The organism is Pseudomonas sp. Z003-0.4C(8344-21), assembly GCF_900104975.1.
Taxonomy (GTDB): domain Bacteria; phylum Pseudomonadota; class Gammaproteobacteria; order Pseudomonadales; family Pseudomonadaceae; genus Aquipseudomonas; species Aquipseudomonas granadensis.
The window spans coordinates 2,396,604-2,416,159 of the sequence record NZ_LT629756.1 but is presented as its reverse complement, the minus strand read 5'-3'; the positions used below and the strand labels follow the sequence as shown (position 1 = coordinate 2,416,159).

Annotated in this window: 16 protein-coding genes and 2 pseudogenes; 9 read left to right on the top strand and 9 right to left on the bottom strand. The window is 49.6% G+C overall.

Annotated elements, in window-relative coordinates; all coding sequences use genetic code 11:
* Positions 1 to 141 precede the first annotated feature (141 nt).
* From BLU24_RS11075 to BLU24_RS11065, 3 genes are all read left to right on the top strand, one after another.
* Complete coding sequence (locus BLU24_RS11075; protein ID WP_093100021.1) at positions 142 to 615, top strand: hypothetical protein; 474 nt, start codon at positions 142 to 144, stop codon at positions 613 to 615.
* A gap of 116 nt (positions 616 to 731) precedes the next feature.
* Positions 732 to 1,979, top strand: a complete 1,248-nt coding sequence (locus BLU24_RS11070; protein WP_093100018.1) for a hypothetical protein — start codon at positions 732 to 734, stop codon at positions 1,977 to 1,979.
* A gap of 57 nt (positions 1,980 to 2,036) precedes the next feature.
* On the top strand, positions 2,037 to 2,828 hold the full coding sequence (locus BLU24_RS11065) for a transporter substrate-binding domain-containing protein (RefSeq protein WP_093100015.1): 792 nt from the start codon (positions 2,037 to 2,039) through the stop codon (positions 2,826 to 2,828).
* 3 nt (positions 2,829 to 2,831) lie between these two features.
* Here the strand turns inward: BLU24_RS11065 and BLU24_RS11060 are convergent, their stop codons facing one another.
* The 3 genes from BLU24_RS11060 to BLU24_RS11050 form a co-directional block, all read right to left on the bottom strand.
* Positions 2,832 to 3,044 (bottom strand): hypothetical protein, encoded by a 213-nt coding sequence (locus tag BLU24_RS11060; RefSeq protein ID WP_093100013.1) that lies wholly within the window; start codon positions 3,042 to 3,044, stop codon positions 2,832 to 2,834.
* A 1,890-nt stretch (positions 3,045 to 4,934) separates the two neighbouring features.
* The gene (locus BLU24_RS11055; RefSeq protein WP_093100011.1) at positions 4,935 to 5,606 is read right to left on the bottom strand and encodes a hypothetical protein; all 672 of its coding nucleotides are present in this window, start codon (positions 5,604 to 5,606) and stop codon (positions 4,935 to 4,937) included.
* A gap of 66 nt (positions 5,607 to 5,672) precedes the next feature.
* Positions 5,673 to 6,302 (bottom strand): recombinase family protein, encoded by a 630-nt coding sequence (locus BLU24_RS11050; RefSeq protein WP_093100009.1) that lies wholly within the window; start codon positions 6,300 to 6,302, stop codon positions 5,673 to 5,675.
* Between the two features lie 206 nt (positions 6,303 to 6,508).
* Between BLU24_RS11050 and BLU24_RS11045 the strand changes: the two genes are divergently transcribed.
* From BLU24_RS11045 to BLU24_RS11040, 3 genes and pseudogenes are all read left to right on the top strand, one after another.
* Positions 6,509 to 6,874 carry a hypothetical protein gene (locus BLU24_RS11045; RefSeq protein ID WP_093100007.1) on the top strand — a complete coding sequence of 122 codons (366 nt, stop codon included), beginning with the start codon at positions 6,509 to 6,511 and terminating at the stop codon, positions 6,872 to 6,874.
* A gap of 85 nt (positions 6,875 to 6,959) precedes the next feature.
* Positions 6,960 to 7,043, top strand: a pseudogene (locus BLU24_RS28205) (site-specific integrase); the annotation flags it as partial.
* A gap of 74 nt (positions 7,044 to 7,117) precedes the next feature.
* A pseudogene (locus tag BLU24_RS11040) lies at positions 7,118 to 7,333 on the top strand (hypothetical protein).
* A gap of 177 nt (positions 7,334 to 7,510) precedes the next feature.
* Here the strand turns inward: BLU24_RS11040 and BLU24_RS27570 are convergent.
* From BLU24_RS27570 to BLU24_RS11030, 3 genes are all read right to left on the bottom strand, one after another.
* A complete protein-coding gene (locus BLU24_RS27570; RefSeq protein ID WP_157720834.1) occupies positions 7,511 to 7,930 on the bottom strand; it encodes a hypothetical protein in 420 nt (139 codons plus the stop codon).
* Positions 7,902 to 8,153: a hypothetical protein gene (locus BLU24_RS11035; protein WP_093100005.1), complete on the bottom strand. Its 252-nt coding sequence runs from the start codon at positions 8,151 to 8,153 to the stop codon at positions 7,902 to 7,904. Before BLU24_RS11035 ends, BLU24_RS27570 begins: the two co-directional genes overlap by 29 nt.
* 510 nt (positions 8,154 to 8,663) lie before the next feature.
* Entirely contained in the window at positions 8,664 to 9,191 is a 528-nt protein-coding gene (locus BLU24_RS11030) for a hypothetical protein (RefSeq protein WP_093100003.1), read from the bottom strand.
* A 216-nt stretch (positions 9,192 to 9,407) separates the two neighbouring features.
* Between BLU24_RS11030 and BLU24_RS11025 the strand changes: the two genes are divergently transcribed.
* From BLU24_RS11025 to BLU24_RS11015, 3 genes are all read left to right on the top strand, one after another.
* Positions 9,408 to 9,626: a hypothetical protein gene (locus BLU24_RS11025; protein WP_093100001.1), complete on the top strand. Its 219-nt coding sequence runs from the start codon at positions 9,408 to 9,410 to the stop codon at positions 9,624 to 9,626.
* Between the two features lie 271 nt (positions 9,627 to 9,897).
* Entirely contained in the window at positions 9,898 to 10,752 is an 855-nt protein-coding gene (locus tag BLU24_RS27565; RefSeq protein WP_157720833.1) for a hypothetical protein, read from the top strand.
* Between the two features lie 147 nt (positions 10,753 to 10,899).
* Entirely contained in the window at positions 10,900 to 12,012 is a 1,113-nt protein-coding gene (locus tag BLU24_RS11015; protein WP_093099997.1) for a hypothetical protein, read from the top strand.
* Between the two features lie 342 nt (positions 12,013 to 12,354).
* On the opposite strand, the gene BLU24_RS11010 is transcribed toward BLU24_RS11015, so the two are convergent.
* From BLU24_RS11010 to BLU24_RS27560, 3 genes are all read right to left on the bottom strand, one after another.
* Positions 12,355 to 16,239: a YobI family P-loop NTPase gene (locus BLU24_RS11010; protein WP_093099995.1), complete on the bottom strand. Its 3,885-nt coding sequence runs from the start codon at positions 16,237 to 16,239 to the stop codon at positions 12,355 to 12,357.
* A gap of 754 nt (positions 16,240 to 16,993) precedes the next feature.
* The gene (locus BLU24_RS11005; RefSeq protein ID WP_093099993.1) at positions 16,994 to 18,232 is read right to left on the bottom strand and encodes an MvaI/BcnI family restriction endonuclease; all 1,239 of its coding nucleotides are present in this window, start codon (positions 18,230 to 18,232) and stop codon (positions 16,994 to 16,996) included.
* A gap of 968 nt (positions 18,233 to 19,200) precedes the next feature.
* Positions 19,201 to 19,488, bottom strand: coding sequence for a hypothetical protein (locus tag BLU24_RS27560; protein WP_157720832.1), 288 nt, complete (start codon positions 19,486 to 19,488; stop codon positions 19,201 to 19,203).
* Between the last annotated feature and the right edge of the window lie 68 nt (positions 19,489 to 19,556).

The following is a 19,556-nucleotide window of genomic DNA, read 5'->3' as shown; positions in this document are numbered from 1 at the left end:
CGTCCATGGTTTAGCTCCGGACCCGACCGGGCCAGCGCTGATTTCGCCACGCTTGTGTTGCAAGCGCATGACGCAAGGCAAGGCCTGACGTCTTCGCAGGGTCTACGATTAACAGGCAGACATCCAACCAAGGGATCCGACATGAGTAAAGCAGACGAACTCGCCGCCAAACTCAAGCACGTCCATGCTGACGACATTACTTGCGCCGAACTGGAAATCGATTGCTGGCCCGCTCAGGTGTATGACTTGTACCACCGCATCGAAGAATGGTTACAGCCCGTCACCGAGGTCGGACTGAAGATCCGGCGCAATCCTACGCATGTTTGCGAAACTTCACCGGACGGTGAAGCCCATGACTACGCCATAGACCAGCTGATCATCGAGGCCAATCGCCACAGCCTGACCTTCGATCCGATTGCGCGGTTTACCGAGGATGGCTGCGGACGAGTGCAAATCACCCTGCCGGGCAAGGACACGTTTCTGTTGCGCACCGTCGATGAACATCACGAAAGCCATTGGTGGCTGCAGACGGTCGAAACCGGGCACCAACTCGATGCGATTGCCTTGACGGAGAACAATCTGTTGCAGGTGGTGCAGGAAGGGTTGGGGCTTTAGTTTTTTACCTTTCATCACTACGCTGTCGACTCGCTCAACAGACCAGTCTTCCGGAAGAAGTCTAGCCGGTTGTCGCTATACACCCCCAAATCACAATCACTGGAATCTCTGATCGCATGGATGCTTCAACCGCCCCAACCTTTTCGCAATTTTTCAAACGCAACTTCAAACGGGTTCTCGATTACTGGAGTCAACTCACCGTCACGCTAGGTTTCCTGGGTGCAGGTCTGGCAATTCTTGGCCTGTATGTTTACACACGGGCCATTGGCCGCACGGATCTGTTTCTCGCAGCAATTGACGCGAAAGCCGCGCTGGCGCTCTGGTTACTGTTGATCGTGTTAATCATGGTCGGCTATCTGGGCGTACTTTTTGCCAGTGCGTGGTTTTATGGCATCAGCGTGTCGATGTTTGACAAAGTGCCGGAAAAACACAATCGAATCGCCGCGTGGTTGCTGCTGCCGTTGTGCTTGGGTTTTTGTGTATTCACATTAGTGTTGTTTATATACCCAGACACATTCAGTGCCGGTATCTCGATGGGAATGATCTTCTCGGTCACGCTTCTCGCTTATTTTGCCTTGTTTTCTTTCAAAAAATTTCGAGCGATCTTCAACGAAAATACCCAGCATCTGGTGACATGGAAAAAAAATGGCTTCGGACTAGGGGTAGGATTTGTCATCGGTCTTGCAGTAATTTTCGCCTCGTTGCCAACCCTGCTCATCCTTTCAACCTATGTCGGTGAAGACAACGCTGAAGCTGTGGTGGTTGTTGGGCTCTTCTCGCTTGGCACACTTGTACTGAGCCTGATTCCTGTTTTCGTTTTTTACATCAGCAAAGGTCACGTCATTGCTCGCGTTGCATATGGACTGGCCGCAGCATTGGTACTCTTCGCTACATTTTTGCTTCTATCGCCGGGCGCCATGCCAACGATCACTTATGCGGCGGCCGGAAACCTGGCGATTCGTCAACAGAGCCCTGCACGCTTCACCCTCGATGAAGAGATCAGCCTCGGCGACGTGGATAACCGGCAGTGGCGGACTCGACTTAACGAGAAAAACAAAGTGGAAGTTACTGCGTTTCCGCTGCTCTCATTCGGCGACATCTTGCTACTGTGCAGCAGTGACCTGCGGTATCTGAATTTGTATCAGTTGCCCCGCTACACTCGTTTCTGCATCGCGACCCGACACAGCAAGGTGACGCGAAAACCGTTGCGCCCCTCACTGACACCTGGACTTAGCTGGCAAAAATGGGCGGGACATACACTCAATTGGGAGACTCTTCGTTCAGCGGTTTTGACGCCCATCCTGTCGCATCACCCGAGGCCGCCTGCCAAATATGACGTACCTAGATTCAAACCATTGGGATGACGCCCGGAAAAACCTTTCATTACACTGAGCCCCCACCTTTTCCAAAGTGCGATTTCAATGACAACACTAAAAAGCACACTGACTTTCTGCGGACTGTTGACCCTGACCGCCCCCGCTCACGCCGAGACCGCTGCGACCCACCTCGACAGCATCCAGCAACAAGGCGCGCTGCGTGTCTGCACCACCGGCGACTACAAGCCTTACACCTTCAAACGCGCCGACGGCGAATTCGAAGGCATCGACATCAGCATGGCCCGCTCGCTGGCCGACAGCCTCGGCATCAAAGTGCAGTGGGTGCAAACCACCTGGAAAACCCTGATGCCGGACATGCAGGCCGGCAAATGCGACATCGGCATGGGCGGCATCTCGGTCACCCTCGAACGGCAGAAAAAAGCCTACTTCAGCAACACCCTCGACACCGACGGCAAAATCCCGCTGGTGCGCTGCGACGACGTCAGCAAGTACCAGACCGTCGAGCAGATCAACCAGCCCAACGTGCGCCTGGTCGAACCCGCCGGCGGCACCAACGAAGCCTTCGTCCACGCCTTCCTGCCCAAAGCGCAACTGGCCCTGCACGATAACGTAACAATCTTCCAGCAACTGCTCGACAACAAGGCCGACGTGATGATCACCGACGCCTCCGAAGCGCTGTATCAACAGAAACTCAAACCGGGACTGTGCGCGGTCAACCCGCATCAGTACATGCAATATGGCGAGAAAGCTTACCTGCTGCCGCGCGATGACATCAGCTGGAAGATGTATGTCGATCAGTGGCTGCACTTGAGCAAAGTCACTGGCAAGTATCAGAAGACCTTGAGCGAGTGGATTGCGGTGCCTGATGCGCAGTGATGCCTAGTCGTCGTGCAGCATGCCGGAGCTGTATTGGTTAAGGCTGCTGCCGATGCTGTTGCCGCCGAATTTCAGGGTGTTGGCGCCAGGGTTCTGCGGTGATTGGCAGTCGCTGGAGAAACAACTGGTGGTGGTAAAGCCGCCGGTGCCGGAGCAGGCGCTCAGCACCGATATTGCTGCAGCAATCAGCAGCACTTTGACAATATTGAGGCGCATGGCACGGCTCCCATCGACATAAATTGAAAAACCTGTGCTACATCCTAAGCCTGCGCAGAACCCGGCAAGATGAAACTGTGCTGATGGACAGCGCGTGTTCAGCATCGATCAGGTGCGATACGTAACCGGATCAGCGTTATTTGAGCAGCAGCGAAATTGGTGAGCAGTTCGGTGGCGATGCATAAGCAGTACATTATGAGTCTTAGGGCGAAACCTACAGTCGCCGACGAAATCCCCTACGCGATCAGATGAAATGACTGAGCCTATAAAATCATTTTTGACAGTCTCATCATCAAAAAAAACCCGCTTCAGCCGAAGCTGAAGCGGGTTCTTCCCCTCAAAGATCGACCGTTACTTCAGGTCGTCAAAGTGGTCTCGCAGGAACTCGTAAAAGCGAAGCGCTTTTAGCAATCTCCATACGAGGCTCAGCGTACGCAGCAAAAGCTTCATACTTTTGGCCTCCGGGTTGGGGGCCAAACCTCAAGAACGCTTACCGGATCACGCGCTCCTTCGGCCTACACGTCAATGTAGCCAGTGAGGCGGCCGGTTGAAGTCCCTCCGAGAAATCAATCCGGCACGGGTGCAAAACCGTGTCAGGGGGCGTGAAACTGTTAAGTCACCAGCCAAACCTCACCGCAGCACTAACATGTGAGCCCCGGCATGTTAACTCAGAAATTGCAGCCCGAAGACCACTCATTTGGTTTGTCATAGAGGCTGATCGGCAATATTTGTAAATCGTTATTTCTGCTAGTATCGCCAAGAAAAAAACAATGCTCCAAACGGCTAGCCGCAGGCAAAAAGGACGTTGCATGTGCGCGCAAAGATTCATACCATGACCGCACGTCAATGTAGCCAGTGATGCACCAGTCTCGGTCGCAACCCGAGACTTGAAAAAACCGCCCCGCAAAGGCGGTTTTTTTTTGACTGGAATCTTGGGGCTACGTGCAACCATTCCCCAACGTCGCATTTTTCTGCAGTGCGCGATGAAGCTTGGCGCAATTCGAGTATTCAATTACCGCTTCTCGGAACAGCCTCGCCGCTTCGCGAATGGAATTAGGGGCCAGACCACGATACTCAGAAGATCAGCTCCAGAGTCATAGCAAACTGGAACACGTGGTCACGACGCTTGGGACTCTGCCCCACCCTATTCCTGATAAACTCGCTCACCTTCGCCCCTCTGATCCAGATTCCCCCAATGCCTCTACAACCCGCCCCACTCTCCCGCCGCTTCTCAGTCGCCCCCATGATGGATCGGACAGATAATTCACCAAAGCCTTAAAAAAAAAGGCCCATCCACCATTCAAAAAGTGCCTGTACCAGTTACGTACCAGTTGGATTTTTCCTTCGAATAATTACGCTTCTTGCCTTTTTCTCTGTAGCAATTTTTAAGCAGCCATTTTCAGCTCCAATCCGGACACTACCGACACTGTCAGAACCCACTCCCATTTTGAGGGATTGGGTGCAGCCTGCCCGCCCAGGTCGAATCGCGGTAGTTAACCCTTTTCAACCGTGACATGGATCGATCCGTCTGCTTCGGTACAGAAAGAAATCCAATCTGTCGTACACCCGAGAGTAGAATTACACCGCCATGTTGAGGGGTATTTACTAAGTTGCCAGGGGCGATGAAATCAGGGGTTTGATGCCTAGGCGAAATCAGTTTATCGTGCTAAAACCTACCTATTGGTACAAAAATTGGTACGAGATCTTATGCCCTCCTAAGGGGAAGGTTGGCAGTTCGAACCTGTCCTGGGACACCATATAATTCAAGGCCTTCAGAGCTATTTTCATCGATCCCTTTTTGCCCATGGGTGCAGGGTGGGTGCAGGTGGAAAGCGTTAGGCAGAAAAAAGCCCCGCTACGGATGACCTTAGCGGGGCTTTTTTATGAGAGTTAACCTTGCTCGTAGTTCATCGAGCGCATCAGTAGCCGTCGTTCTCTGGTGTAGGCATCTTGCATTTCTTTGCTGACCATTTCTTTCGGCTTAGGAACCGCTTGTTTTGGGATCTGCTCGTCAGCGTAATCCTTGAGGCGCGGCAACACGTAGGCTTTGTCGCCTTCTGTATTGATGTTGTCTTTGAATATAAGAATATCTTTCTTAAGCTGCTCCATTTTGGCGATGATGCGGCTTGGGTCGAGCGTCCCAGATTCGCGATAAATGCTATCGATTTCGTCAGCAATCTTCTTCAACGTTCCACAAACGCCAGTACGCGCTTCAGTTCTCAGCGTGCAGTCGTGCCTTGATCCGGTTAAAAAAAGGCTTTCAGAAATCGCATACTCAGAAACTCGCTTGGCGTCGGACGCTAATTTATCGATCCCGTCTCGAAATCCCGAGTACTGCGTAAGGCCCGCATACAGGGTACCCAAGACAGTCAGATAGATCTTAAGCGACCCCTCCTTGAAATCAATTTCTGTCCCTACATCTTTGTAGAGAAAAAACTCGGCCCTAACGCCCAGAAATTTTTCGAGGGCTTCTCTTAGCGCGTCCTCGTCAAGATTCTCAGGAACTGGATCAATGTGCAGATAGGCTTGGCAAATTATGCTTTTGTCGATGTAGTCAGCCATTGAAATTCCTTTTTTTCTTATGATTGCCTTCGGCCATCTCGCCACAGTCATATCTTATAAGCTGAATTATCTTTGTTTGGCAATTTCGCCCAAGGATTTGATACGAAGCACAGTTGTGGTTGAGCAGTTGGCGTGCCGTGCGGCGGCACGAATGCCCAGGCCGGCGTTGAACAGTTCTGTCACCCGCTTATGCAGATCAATGTCCACCGGGCGGCCCTGGTACTTGCCGGCGGCCTTAGCCTTCTCGATACCCTGGGCCTGGCGCTCACGGCGTTGCTCATAATCCTTGCGGGCTATCGCGGCCATCATCTCCACCAGCATTGAGTTGATCGCCCCCAGCATCCGACCTGTGAATTCGTCGCCTTTGGTGTCCTGCATTCCTTGGTGACTGGTCGGCAGATCAAGCGCGACGATGCGGAGGCCTTTGGAGTCGATCGCAGCCTTGAGCTTTTGCCAGTCCTCCACAGGGAGGCGGGAGAGACGGTCTATCGACTCAACCAGCAATACGTCACCCTTGCGGGCATCCTTTAGCAGGCGCAATAGCTCGGGCCGATCTGCCGAGGCGCCGCTGGAGTTCTCCAGGTAAACGCTCGCGATCACATTGTTGTGGTCAGTGGCGAATTGCTCGAGCGATGCCCGGGCGCGGCCGGCGTCCTGCTCTTCGGTCGATGCTCGGAGGTATGCGCGGATGAACATGATGTGCTGTTCGTATCAGTTAAAGTGTTCTACTAATACTGTTGCACTTTGAGTGTTACTTATTAAGCGGGAAAGGCAAATAAACCCGAATGTGTGCGTATCAGCTCAAGCATGACCATTTGTGATCGGTAACACGATGTCTGACATACCATGCCAAACTAACGATAAAAACCGTTTTCGTTAGTTTTTATACAGGAGTAGTGACAATGGTGACCCAGGCTTGGGACAAGGGGTATGAATGCCCGCAATGCGAAAAAAACCTTACCTTGGATGAGGATTTTTCGAACAGAACCTGGCTGTGCGCCAAATGCAGTAATCCGATCCACATCCATGTTGCCGATGACAAAGGGAATGCCTACACCCTAGTGCGGATACCCGCCAACTTGCTTCAGGTAAGGGACCTGGTGGTGTTGGGGGCAAAACTGGACAAGGATTATCCGGTTTTAAGCTCCCAATCTGCGAATAAGGGTCAATGGCGCCTCGCGCTCAAGGAGTATCGGGCAATTATCGTGGATGCTAACCAGCATTACTCGGTGATCATCGGTGGCTGGTCCGGAACGCCTTCTTACTAAACCCTGCCGCCGCGCCGAGGATGAAGATGAATGAGCTGACTGCCGAGACGACCGCGCAGACCGGCTCCCCGCGGAAGAGCGACGTCTGACCGCCGCGGAGTTCCAGCACTTGGCCGCGGTGCCGGCAGCGGTCGAATGGTTCGCCAATATCGACAACCCGAGCACCCAAGCAAGCTGCAATTACTGCCTGCCTTGGGCACAGCCGGTACTGTGCTTGTGTTTTTCTTGAAAGGAGTCGAAGTCATGCCTGGTGATTATTCACTATCGGATGTACTGGAAAGGCTGTACGAAAACCAGCAGGCTCTGCAGGCGGCCATTATGGAGTTGACCCTCTTGGTTGAGGAGCAAGGGATGCAGTAAGTGGGCGGAAATGTCCGTGGAGCACTGTGGACCATAGGTGAAAGCACCGGCCATATCAAACAAGGCTTGGCTCGATTGAAAAAATTGGACATTGGTTAACCGATGGCATATTCAAGGCCCGTCGACAGTCTTGTAGAGGTAGATTCAGGGAGCGAGCCCGGTTCACCTCACAGGCAGCTATCGGCCAAAAGCGGATACTAACGTTGGAGGTAACGGCGCCAGCACGTAGGATGCCCCAGCATACGTAGTATGCTGGGTGTTCGATTGACAGAAGGACTAGGCGCGCAGTTCAACAAGATTTACTCTTTCTGCGATGGCCTGCATAAGAGCAATTTCAAGACGCTCTACTTGTTTACGTAGTTCGTCCTTGTGTTTTGCCGTTGCACGAGGGTCTGCCAATACGCTCTCCTCATAGCGCTTTGCATCGGACAATAGCGTCTCTATGTAGGCATGGTTTGCCTGATGTGACTTCCGAGCAACGAATGGATCAATGTAGACGGTCTTCACAAATAGCCAGAGACCCGATACACATACAGTCACCAACGGTGCGCAGATAGTAAGGAAGGCTTTGTACGGTGAATCAGCAGGCAAGCTTGCGGCTATAGAGGCAACAACGGTTCCGATACCACCTCCCGCAGCTCCTGCACCAAGGACGCTTGACGAATCCTTACTTCGGCTCGACGGCTTTGACGCCATTCTTCACCTCCGGAAGGTTTTTTAGGAGCATCTCAATTGCCTCTTTACCGGTCTCCCCGTGAAGTTCAACCGTTCTTAACTCAACGCCGCCCACATTTATTGACACAGTGATGGATTTTTTTTTCTTCTTCTTGAAGTAAGCAGAAACAAGAGGTTTGAGCAGCGGAATAACACTGCTTGCTGCGGCGACGGCGCCAACCAAAAGCGCTAGATCTATGGACACGAGAGCCTCCTCATAAGCGCATAACTAAAAGTAGGTGACGCAAATGGCATAATGTTTTGCACCAAATGTAGTTGATAACATTCCTTGTTCACGCATAACTCCTTTTCGGCTTGACTGTCGGAGTATCGCGCCAGAAACACGTCATGAGGCAAGGAGGAAAGGCGACATGGATTTTTACCATATTACGGACTTAGCTGTATATCCACGGTCTGTTGTTGTCCGGATTATACCGGTTCCCACTGGCGGCTTTGGGCTGTGCGGTCATTGGCATAGCTCTCGAGTAAAGCGTAGATAGGGATTCAAACCCCTTCCAATGCAGACGCAGGCCGCTCAAGGCCAGTATACAAAGCCGCACACTTCAATTTTGGTGAAGCATTTTTACACACTCTGGGCCAAAAGCGGACCTTTGAGAGCAGCACCTTCCAGCCAGAAGCAGTCTCTCATTGCCTCAACACATTCCCCCGGAAGGAGTTCTACACCATCGCCACCTTGTCACGTTCCTAACGCACATCAGCAGGATAAAAATTCCACATTGAGGTAATCCAATTGGTCTCTCGCAGCCTCAATTTTACCGATGATGAGTTCGAGCGAGTCTTTGGAGAATTGTACAAGTTCATGCTCAAGCCCCCGCTTACTGAATTTGATTTTTACTTGGGTATACCCATCCTCATTGGTGTGCATCCAATTCGCATGAACAACCTTGTTGCGAAGGCTTCCACATTCCCGAAGATCTGATAGAAGTTGTGAAAACCAAACAGGCTGATCGCCTATGCCACGGAAAACATCGGATGTGAATCGCTCGAACAAATCTAACTTAGTGGCATACATCATATTGCCCACGACCAAGAGACCTTTTTGATCCGTTCGGTCAGATATGAATCCGCATAGAATATTATCGATGTCCGCCTCAAGTGTATTAAACCAGAGGACAACCTCTCCGATTAGAGGCATCAACTCGGAAACGTATTCATAAGCATTATCTGTATCTCCGAGACCTTCAATAATCAGTTGGCCGACGGGTATGGTCTTGGTTCTCATGGGTATCCGATCCTATGAATTTGTCCGGCGCATACAGTACCGTCTAAGCAATGACCTTACGAGTGGCATTAGGTCGATCCACGCTGACGAAAATCTACGCGTGAGTTTCAGCTAAGGTCGAAAGCGACTGCTGGCTCCGATCATGCGTATCTTAGCCACTCAAATGCGGCCGCATGAGCTAGGCTTTGCAAACCCCTCATTTCCAGGATGGATAGCATGCCAAGTAACTCGGTTTCCAATATCGCCACTGCGGACGCCCTGACATTGATCCTGCACAACCAGCATGCACTGGCGGCGGCAATCGAGGAGGTCGCCGGTTGGCTTGCAGCCAATGGAGTGGCAGTGGTTGCGGATAATGCTGTGATGGCTATGGAGACCTTAGATACAAATGCAAAAGCGATCACATGTGCGATTATGCGGATACGGCAATCCTAATAACGCCTTTGCAGGCAGCAATCGGCCATAAGACGGTCAGGCGTGGCCGTCAGCTTTCGGCCAAAAGCTGCCCTTTGCCAAAAAGCTTCAACAGGTTACAAATTCTAAAAAACTGGTTTCGCAAAAGCTTTCTTGGCGCCAAAAATGATATCTTATGATATCACGCGAAGCTTATACCGCTGAGCGATAGGATGTTAATGAAAAAACAGCATTATATTAGTAGGCTGATTTTTTTGTAATAGTAAGACTGCATTTTTATCGGATCTAGATTATGCCACCTAAAGACCTCAAAAGATTGGAGTCTGAAAAAAACAATGCTAAAGAAGTAGAAAAAATTGATTGTTTGGTAGTTTACTTCCTGCTCACATGCTTGTTTGTAGCGCCAATAGTTGCAATTTTTATTTGTGCAGAAAAAAAAGACTGGGCTGCATGGATTCAAGCTGTCGGAAGTGTTGAGGCTATCATTGCCGCCTCCCTTATTGCCATCGGCACACATCGAATGAATATCAAGGCCCAGCAGTATAGACAGTCCGAAGAGCATGTTCGTGTTCTCGCCAACCTGAGAAGTTTGATTGAGGAAACCTACTCTTACCTTATATACGTTCGTGATCATGCTGAAGGTGATCTTGCTAAAAAAGATACTGCGGTACTTTTCCCACCAAGACTTGGAAGCAATAAAAGCACATGGTCGACTTATGGCTGGAAGGCAGCTGATATACGAAGAAGCATATCATTATTTGAAAAGAATTTAGAGCAATTGTCGAGTATTAGCTTCACAGATCTGGGTGATCCTTTTATTGCAAGAAATATATTAGCCTTTATATCCTACGGCAAAACACTGCTTGAAGAAGTAAATACAGGCTGGGACATGATGGATAATAAAGAAGAGATTCATGCAGTAGATCACGAGCATGACGATCTGGATCCATTTAAATATCGCCCCGGCACTCCAAACCTATCATCGTCCCAAAAGAAAATCGGCTTATCTCAAACCATTGCACGAGGCTTTTTTGGCTCTTACTTTAAAAGTGATCTCCCGGAGCTAATTAACGATGTCTACAAAAAGCTAATGCTCAAGTTTGACACAGAATGTGCCGCCTCATGCTCCAATACCTGCATAGATTGAAGGTATCACGAACGACCGCAATGAGCCGGTTTTAGCAGATCGCGACAGGCTGCAAACGGCCGCAAGTAGCCGCCCGGGATGCGGTCTTTCGACCGATAGCAGTCCTCGCCGGAATCGGCTTTGATATCTAGTCCAAGGACACACTAAATGAGCTTGCTGACCACTTTTGGGCCTCTCCGAGATATCCCCCTAGACAACATCGAGAAGCTAAAGGAAATACTTATCCGGTCTGACAAGAGCAGAATGCTTGAAGGATTGGTAATTGAGGCTGTGTTCAATGAGTACCTCGGCAAGCTGGTTGCTCAAGGAATCGATATTTTACCGGTTTCTCTCGTAAGAACTCTGACGGTAAAGAAAAAGCCACAAAAGAAATATGTAAACTCTTGGTGGGTGTGGGACCACTCCGAGACCGGTCAAGCAGCAGCGGATCTACGCCATCGTCTGGCTCCTTCGTCCGGCCGAAGTGAGTTCCTGTTTGATTGCTATTACGACGAGATGTGCCGTGATTTCTTCATTAAGAAATGGGGAGAGCAAACCAACATCCCTATTCAATCTTTTATGATGGAAAAGCGAAAGCAGTCGTCTCCCGCGTTCAGAACTCCAGCGGATTCGGTGATTGACGAGAATCGATCTCAGCAGGCCTTCTGGGCCGGTCTTTCCAGCCACTATAGCGATGATCTCTTTAAGCAGGTCGTTCTTCATCGGCTATTTAAAAACTGTGCGATACAACCTTTTTTTGAAGGTGTCTGGGACATTGACAGCTTGGCGCGATGGCCAGACAACTCTCTCATGCAGTTAGAGGTGAAGCACAAGTACCCGCGTATTGAGAAAGACTCCGGGAAACTCTTTTTTGGCATTAACAATGGTCAGTTGCAAGTAATGCAGGATTTAGCACGTCGAGGAATCAAGACCCTGCACATGATAATGGTGAAGCCCATCTGGGACAAAAACCTTGGAACGGGCTATCTCTTAAACAGAATTGGAAACCGGAAGAACGTATTGCTGTTGGCAAAGTTATTAGATGAAGGTACGTTGCGCGAGATTCGATCCAGGCCGTCATGGAAGACGGGAGAAGAGCAGTCCTTCACCGGCAAGGATGAACAAAAGGTCCGCTACGTTGGCGCGTCTGAGTTTCAACTCCTTGGCACGCTTGATGATCCAGTTGACGCTGTGGCAATAAACATCGCCCTTGCCGCCACAGGCGCCCTCAACCAGCCTGTCACTGATCAGCTTTTGATTGATAACCAAATTCAGCGGTAAAAATACCGGGGGACACATCACGATATTGATGCTGGCGGGGGAACACTGGTAAGACGCTGATGGCAGCGAGTGACTGCGTCTGGCCGAAAGCCTACGGTCACGAACGGCAGCAATCGGCCCAGAGTGTGTAAAAACGCTTCGCCAAAATTGAAGTGTGCGCGTCTACGTTAAATCTGAAATTTATCGGCACGTCAGCAGATGTGGATTTAGCGTAGAAACGCGATTTCCAGTCCGGTTTTGAGTACCTGACGCGCTCAAAAACGTTTTTACACGGTCTGGGCCAGAAGCAGCCTCTCGAGGGAGTCTAAAAAATCAGCGCCGATTCAGTGAGCCAGCGGCAGGTCAGATCATGCCTTTAGGCTTGGCGGTAGCGCTGATGACAGCGTCTTCTTCCACTACGGTCTGAACGAAGCCTTTCGTTTTAAGAGCGTTGACTAGCCTCATGTTGAGAACGGTATTAGGCACCTGGATTTTTTTGACATTCGGTGAAAGCTTTGTGAAACCACCATCAGTCAACATACCAAGAATCAGGGATGCCTCTGCCCAACTGCACGATGGCAAGCATTGGATCAGAACTTCAGAGCGCTGAGCTGAGGTAAGCCCCTCCGCACTTGCAAACTTCTTGAGTGCAGGGATAAACGCTGAAGGAAAGCTTACCGAGTGTCGATTAGCGAGGCGGCAGGTTTCAGCGACTTCTTTGACGGCCTCATTGTCGGTGTCGAACACTTCACTCGGTAACGCCGTCCACATTTGGATCTTTTCATTTAGATCAAGCGCACCGCTTTTACTGAGTGGCACTGCCATGCTGAGCGACAGTTGAGTTAGATCAATGTGGTCGCGTGCCTCAACCCAATGTGCCGCGAGATAAGGAACTTCCAGATCTGCACTGAAAGTCCTGATGCACTCACGGATCTCAGGGCTGTATGTCAGAAAGGGGGCGGTTGCGAGCATCTCCCAACGCTCCCTCGATTCCAGTCCTTTGAGGATCAATGTATCGCTCAAGACGATATCTGCGAACAGCACTTCAAGCGTTTCGTTAGATAACCCTGTTGGGGCGATTAAGTACCTCTGCAGCTCTTGATGCAGGGAGGTATGGAGGCCCCAGAGTTCCCCTTTTAGCTCCTTACCATGACGCTGGATAAAGCTTGCGAAAGCCTCCATATCCAAGGTTTCGCAACCATTATGCTCCAAAGCGGGTACGAGTATGTCTTTGAAGAATGTCCACACCGCGCCGACCTTCACTTTCACCCGATCAGACTGGAGTATTTGCGCCCACAACGATGGGGTCGTGTCTTCAAGACGGTCGAATGTGCATGTCGTTCGATCAAAAAGTTGAACCACGGCATCGGACTCGTCCGTCTCTTCCACGATGGCCCATAACAGTTCTATGAGGGAGCCCGCCGACTCATCCAGCGTGCCGATTTGAGCTAAAAGTGTGATTGCAAACTCCTCCGCAGACTCAAGGAGGAGTTCATTCAGCCCCTCAATCTGAAGGGCCTGCAGTCGACGATAGGAAATGATGTTTTCACTGAGATCGGCTTTACTTGCATGAGCGGATTCGCCTTTTTGGCAAATCAGCGTGAGCAGGTTCAGATTTACCTCAACACAACCCCATTCGATCAGCTTCTTGAGGTCGTCCAGGACGATGCCATTACCTAACTCTGAGAAACGCACCGGCAGCTCTCTAAGCCAAGGCCAGCCTTTACCTCCCGCTTCAAGTCCAGGCATCAAGCGCGAGACGTCTTGGAGACTCGCAATGGCATCACAGATTTTCATGTCCGGCGCCGAATCAAGCCTTCGGAGCTGTGCAACCTCTAATCCATCCATGAGTGCACTGATCAGGGCTTGCCTCAGTAAAGTTGATTCGAATCGCTCAGCGTTCAATAACGCGCGGAACAATCCAGGCTCCAGAGCAAAAACAGATTGAATGAACTTCGGTGATGTCGCGGTTGATATCAAAAATTCGGTCGCTTGCGCCATTCTGCCCAGGTGCCCTTCCAGCCCACTCTTGAGAATAGTCGCGAGCTTACTGCGCTCATGACTCATGCCAGGATCGTTGTATGGACAGCCAGAAAGGTACTCAATCAGGGCGACAATGATGCCCCTGCCATCGCTCAGATCATCTATATCCAGCTTTTCCACGGCCCTTTTCGGGGCATTGATTACAGTCGCGACATCAACGGAAACACCACGTCTCAATTCTAGGATCAGGTTTTTGTCTTCGGATGTGAGGGACCCTGCGTAGAAGTAGCCGAAGTAATCCGTGTAATCGGTATCGAAGTGTCCGTGGCGCATCAGATACACGACAATGTCCAAGCCGTTCAGCTTTTGAGAGATGACATTGCCGTAGTTTTTTTTGGCTGCTGCCCGGAAGGTTTGGTGATTAATTCGGCTTGCCTCAATTCGGTGTTCGGCCATTTCATCATCGATATCAACAAGGGTTCGTTGGAGCAGATCAAACCTTTTTGGGTATGACGTCGATGTCAGTAGTTGCTCAGAGTCAAAAGGTGCTGCCCTCTGGACTGCATCCCCGTACCTATCGATGATGGCCATTGTTAAATTAGTGCTCTGAGAAAAAATCGACTCAAAAACATCATCCTTAACAAAGTCGGTCAACGAAAATTTACTGCCACTTGGCATCCAAACATGGGTTGCCGCAATGTCGGATTTTTTAACCAGTTCTAGCCATACGTACGCCCGCAGCTCAGCCACACTTCCAGCGATTTCCTGTACCCGCTTTTCACGCTTTTCCCGCAACGCTTGGTAGGCATCTTCAGCCTGTTTGGACTGCTGGAATCGCCACTCGCTGAATCCTTGGATGGTCTCGTAAATGGCGCCACGTCGTTTGACCAAGTGTGCATATTCATCAGGATGCAGATTGCGAATCGCGATGATTGAAAACAGCTTGTTCGGATCAAGCTTTAGACCGGAGCCGCCGCTGAGAATGCTGGAGAACATGTCGAATTCGTTGACGATATTTTTGATCAACCGCATGTCATCGATGAAATAACAAACGGTTTCGACCAACGTCTCATTAAGCCCAACGTCCAACGCGACCCCATTGAACTGTCGCTCACGAAGCATCTTGAACATTTGCTCGCGAGAGTTCTCTGAGTTGACCACGGGGATTATCGGGATGATCAGGTCAAAAAATTTCGTTTTCTCACCGACGGCGAACAGCTCATCACGAAGCGCATAGATGAAGTAAACCGGTCTTTTGATCTGCGGGGACTGCTTGATGATGAAATTGATTTCCCGCAGGCGCGTGAAAACGTCGTGAATTCCGAATCTGTCGAGATCCTCGATGACCACGATATCGATTTTACTGCGTTCAAAGCAGTAGACGATTTCGTCAACATTCTTGTGCAACACTGAGCCGTGGTGTGTCGTTTCCAGTTTTCCGCCCTTGATCGTGAAGCCGTCAATGCTGAACAGGGACAACAGCTTCAGAGCCGAGAACAACATGTAGATGCCACCGCCCCCGAGCACCACAACGGCCATCCACCCAGGGATCCATAGAAGCCATTCGACCAACCACGCTGGGTCAATTTTTGGCAGTTTCTCGACTGTCGGGACGTAAAGCCTCAGTACGCTTACGATTATCAGCACGTAGAAAATGGTACGCACCCATATGCTCGACGTAGATGCCTGGATGATTCGTTTCAATCTGCTCTTCGGCAGTTCATCTGACGGTACCGCGTACAGCAGTTGCTGAACGATAGTTTCCTCGATACGCGTCAAAATATCCGACTCGGTTTGTTTATCAGCGCCTTTGAGGTCGGTGGTGTTTGAGTTGGAATCAGCGGGAGCGACAGAAGCATCAGTTGAGGCCGACTTTCCTGCCCCGCCTTTGTTTAGATCTTTGCCGAACGCGGCCAGCGATACAAATGCATAGGTAAGCTCAGGGTGACGTTCGACAAACGTACGTATGACGCTACTTTTGCCGGCGCCGTACTCACCAGTAATAGCGATATTGCGAATCTGATCGTTGCTAAGCGCGCTCAGCAGCTCATTCTCGTAACGCTGTGATCGATCCATCTCCAAAAGTACAGGCGTTAGCGGCTCGAAGACATTTTTACCACCGGGCACAGCAAGGTATTCGCGCGCGGCGGCTACGGCTTTTTCAACAGCTTTTCTGTAGCGTTTGTACTGTCCCATCGCATGATTCACTCGCGAGCTGACGCACTCGCACTTCGAAGTAAGCGCCTGAGCTATACGACGGAACATCCCTGTCTCCTATGCCGCTGAAAGGCTGTTCGGGGGAACCGCCAAAATAATCTTCACTTAATACCCAGTGTCACTGAGGTACGTGTTTTACCGATGATAGCGCACCGCCATCGCCGAATGGGACGAACTCTCTGCTGCTTCCCCTAAAGCACATCTTCTGGAGACCTCGCATGCCTAGATTTCTCGCTGGATCTCACCTCATTGTCGGCCTCGGTGTTTATACCCGCCACGGTATAGATGTCGAGCACGATGAGGTGATCCAGTACATTGGCATTCGGATGTGAGCGGAGTGTGTGAGCGTCCGCTTTTGGCCGAAAGGCGCCTGTCGTGACCGGCAGAAATCGATCCAAAGCAGACGGTGATGGCATCCAGATATTTGCCGAAAAAGCCAGGCGGATACCTAAAGCAAATTAGGGGCAGCTTCTCCGCCGACTCATGCGTACGGGTCGTAAGTTAGCGAATGCGTCGAGGAGGAACCACGCTGCAACCTAGTAAATGCAAGGCTGTACTATCAAAAAGAGGCAGTCCATGTTGGATAGGGAAACTACGGCGGGCCACTCTTGGCTCCTCTTCATAATCTTGAGATCTGCCATGACTGGGCGACTCGGACGCCTTAATTTTCCTCGAGCGCATCTTTTCAAAAAAACCTTTCGACGAGCTCAATCTTAATCAAAAAAACAGGAAAGGAGGTGAATATATTCCTGCTCTATGAGCATCTGTGTCTAGAGGGTGCCGGAGTCGAATACAGGCGTAATCAGGTGAGATCGCGCAGAAGCTTTACTCCGCTAAACAATCTTGGAAGATCTTTAAACTGAATTCGAAAACAAGTGCCGTGATTTCTAGGTTTGTCTTTAATACTAACATGCATTCTTATCTCAACCAGTGCACTGTTATCCAATATTAAATCGAATAGGGCGTTAATAGATGGCTCTTTGCAATGAAGAAATGTTTGATATAGAAACTCTTCGCCACTACTGGTTCTGCGTGATTTTGCTGAAATTACTACCAGTTCATTTAGTTTTTCCGTCAATCGCTTCTGGAGCGTTTCTCTTGTCCAGTGTGCAATAGCTTCGTCTCGATAGCATAAAATTAACTTGCTTCTATCAGAGCTAACCTCAAGCTTTAATTTATGCCCATTTCCGTTGATCTTCGTCGTGGAATATAAAGCGTGTCGACCTATTTTATCTATATATCCATAGCTTTTGATTCGTTCCGCAGTGGAGTTTGAGGTGTTTACCCAATCGGGTTCTTTGAGGAAGAGATCTTGCTTTTTTGGGCTTTTTAAGTTGAATTTTTTTGCGCGATAAGTTTTTATTTCTATACCGCGATAGTCAGCTTCCTGACTGCTGTTTTCTTCAATGCCAGCGAGGGTTTCAAATGTATATCCTATGCCGGTCGATCCAGTGCGCATGCTTTTTACATAACCACTCGCGGTTATCCTGTCAAAAATTTCAAGTAATTCAGTTATTGCCTCTGGCTCCTTTAAGTTTTTTTCGGGTGTCCAGTTGCTATCAAAGTAAAATAGGCCTTGTGCAGGAGCCTGTTCTAAGTCAATTTCTTCCCAAATGGTATCGTATGTTGGATTGTTAGGGTATAGCACATGGATATCATACGCGTCGCGCTTTGATTTATGGCGTCCAATTATGATTAGCGTGTTATGTGGTTTATTGCTGGATAAAAGTGTTGTGTGAAGACCTGTAATTCTTCGTTCAGGATACCGGTGATAGTATTTGTATTTACTCTCTAGCGTTGATTCAACGCCATTGAAACTCCAGCGTGTAGTTATTGCTAAAGAATTGTTTTGTGACGGATTGAGTTTTTTGAATTCATCGAAAAGATTGTAGGCGTCTTTAGGAATTAGCACGCCGTGTCTACCTGAGTCGTCGTTTCTGGTTAGAACCTTTATAAATACTGTATCGATATCTTCGGGCGTGACAAATAATTTGGATAGTTCGCTTCTGGTGTTTAGTTGAGGGCTGATGTGGGCTGTCATAATAAGTCCATTGTTTAAGTAGCGTTAGTGCGATCTCTTGTTTCTGGTTTTGCCCACTGCGGAGGATCACGTGTAGTGCTGGAGTCAAAGCCAGTTTCTGGCCGGTTTCTGCCCATTTACCATCGCCAGTTATGGTGCGGAGGCCAAGAAGTGCGAGACTGCATCAGAAGAAATTTGAATGACTTTTTCCATCCCTTGAGCAATGGCATTTTGCCTGTTCGGAATTATAAGCCTGGTGGCGTTGCTTTCTTCAAGGCATGCTTGCGCATGAGTTGGCCCTGATTTCCCAAAGACATCTGACAGGCCGCTTTTGGACGATTTCTGCCTGTTACGAATGGCAGTAACCGACCCAAACCCGCCGTTCGAAATCCTGTAGCCAATGAAGTTTTCCGCCTAGGTTTAGATTGCTGGACGCATCGTAAACGCGCGTACGCCGGCCGAGACCATTAGCGCGGTGGATTGCACGGAAAGGATTTATCAGAGGAGTGGAAACCTTACGGATCCTCAATTCCGGCGAAATGGAGGAGCTGTACTTGGCTTTTGAGGCCGCGTTCTAAGCACGACAGGCGGACGGTGAGATGATAGGCAGCTGGCATAGCCGACCCAAGCTGACGGCAGCAAATGGCATAAACCGGCAATATCTGCCTGTCGCGATGGACAATTAACGAATTGAGGCTGTTCGTCACCCTTTCCTAAAATCTGGCCATATGGGTATTCGTTTTAGTGTGCTTCAGGCGGATTCAACACGTGCCGCGCTGGACCGTCAGTGCCAATGGTCTCTTAAAATCAAAAACTAATATATTCAATTTTTATTGATATATTATTGTTCTGGAAATAGTGAAGACCTCTAACTAATAAAAATTAAGATCTTGCACCTACAATCATAATAAACACCGGCAACAGGCCGGCGTTTAGATCGACACCCTATCTGTATTTCCAGCAGTCTCAAAACCATCGATCAGCCTAAATTATATTGGCCCTGGCGGCCCTCCTCTCTCTCTGCAAGTTGCACCTATGCCTGAGGAAATATATTTTTTGGCGTCGCTTGAGGTTTTATGATATCCAGCATCAAACAAGTACATTTTGGCATAGTTTATTGTTTCTTTTGGAATTTCGACATCTAACCCCTTTTTTTCAGCTGCAACCAAGAAATCATCTAAACAGTTCAATTGCTCTAGCGTTTTAACAAAACTTAAAACCTGCCTGAGAGACCAAACCACATTTTCTTTTTCCTGGTATAGGAAGGGTGCGTCCATATCCATTTCTCCAGATAATTAATATTTTGAGGAAGGAATTTTACATAGCTATGGGAAATAGCGTGCGA

What these genes read in the sequence shown, in the direction of transcription:
- BLU24_RS27570 (WP_157720834.1), bottom strand. Translation starts at nt 7,930, where the DNA reads ATGGCGTCAAAGCCGTCGAGCCGAAGTAAGGATTCGTCAAGCGTCCTT.
- BLU24_RS11065 (WP_093100015.1), top strand. Translation starts at nt 2,037, where the DNA reads ATGACAACACTAAAAAGCACACTGACTTTCTGCGGACTGTTGACCCTG.
- BLU24_RS11010 (WP_093099995.1), bottom strand. Translation starts at nt 16,239, where the DNA reads ATGTTCCGTCGTATAGCTCAGGCGCTTACTTCGAAGTGCGAGTGCGTC.
- BLU24_RS11005 (WP_093099993.1), bottom strand. Translation starts at nt 18,232, where the DNA reads ATGACAGCCCACATCAGCCCTCAACTAAACACCAGAAGCGAACTATCC.
- BLU24_RS11070 (WP_093100018.1), top strand. Translation starts at nt 732, where the DNA reads ATGGATGCTTCAACCGCCCCAACCTTTTCGCAATTTTTCAAACGCAAC.
- BLU24_RS27565 (WP_157720833.1), top strand. Translation starts at nt 9,898, where the DNA reads ATGCCACCTAAAGACCTCAAAAGATTGGAGTCTGAAAAAAACAATGCT.
- BLU24_RS11050 (WP_093100009.1), bottom strand. Translation starts at nt 6,302, where the DNA reads ATGTTCATCCGCGCATACCTCCGAGCATCGACCGAAGAGCAGGACGCC.
- BLU24_RS11025 (WP_093100001.1), top strand. Translation starts at nt 9,408, where the DNA reads ATGCCAAGTAACTCGGTTTCCAATATCGCCACTGCGGACGCCCTGACA.
- BLU24_RS11060 (WP_093100013.1), bottom strand. Translation starts at nt 3,044, where the DNA reads ATGCGCCTCAATATTGTCAAAGTGCTGCTGATTGCTGCAGCAATATCG.
- BLU24_RS11075 (WP_093100021.1), top strand. Translation starts at nt 142, where the DNA reads ATGAGTAAAGCAGACGAACTCGCCGCCAAACTCAAGCACGTCCATGCT.
- BLU24_RS11015 (WP_093099997.1), top strand. Translation starts at nt 10,900, where the DNA reads ATGAGCTTGCTGACCACTTTTGGGCCTCTCCGAGATATCCCCCTAGAC.
- BLU24_RS27560 (WP_157720832.1), bottom strand. Translation starts at nt 19,488, where the DNA reads ATGGACGCACCCTTCCTATACCAGGAAAAAGAAAATGTGGTTTGGTCT.
- BLU24_RS11045 (WP_093100007.1), top strand. Translation starts at nt 6,509, where the DNA reads ATGGTGACCCAGGCTTGGGACAAGGGGTATGAATGCCCGCAATGCGAA.
- BLU24_RS11030 (WP_093100003.1), bottom strand. Translation starts at nt 9,191, where the DNA reads ATGAGAACCAAGACCATACCCGTCGGCCAACTGATTATTGAAGGTCTC.
- BLU24_RS11055 (WP_093100011.1), bottom strand. Translation starts at nt 5,606, where the DNA reads ATGGCTGACTACATCGACAAAAGCATAATTTGCCAAGCCTATCTGCAC.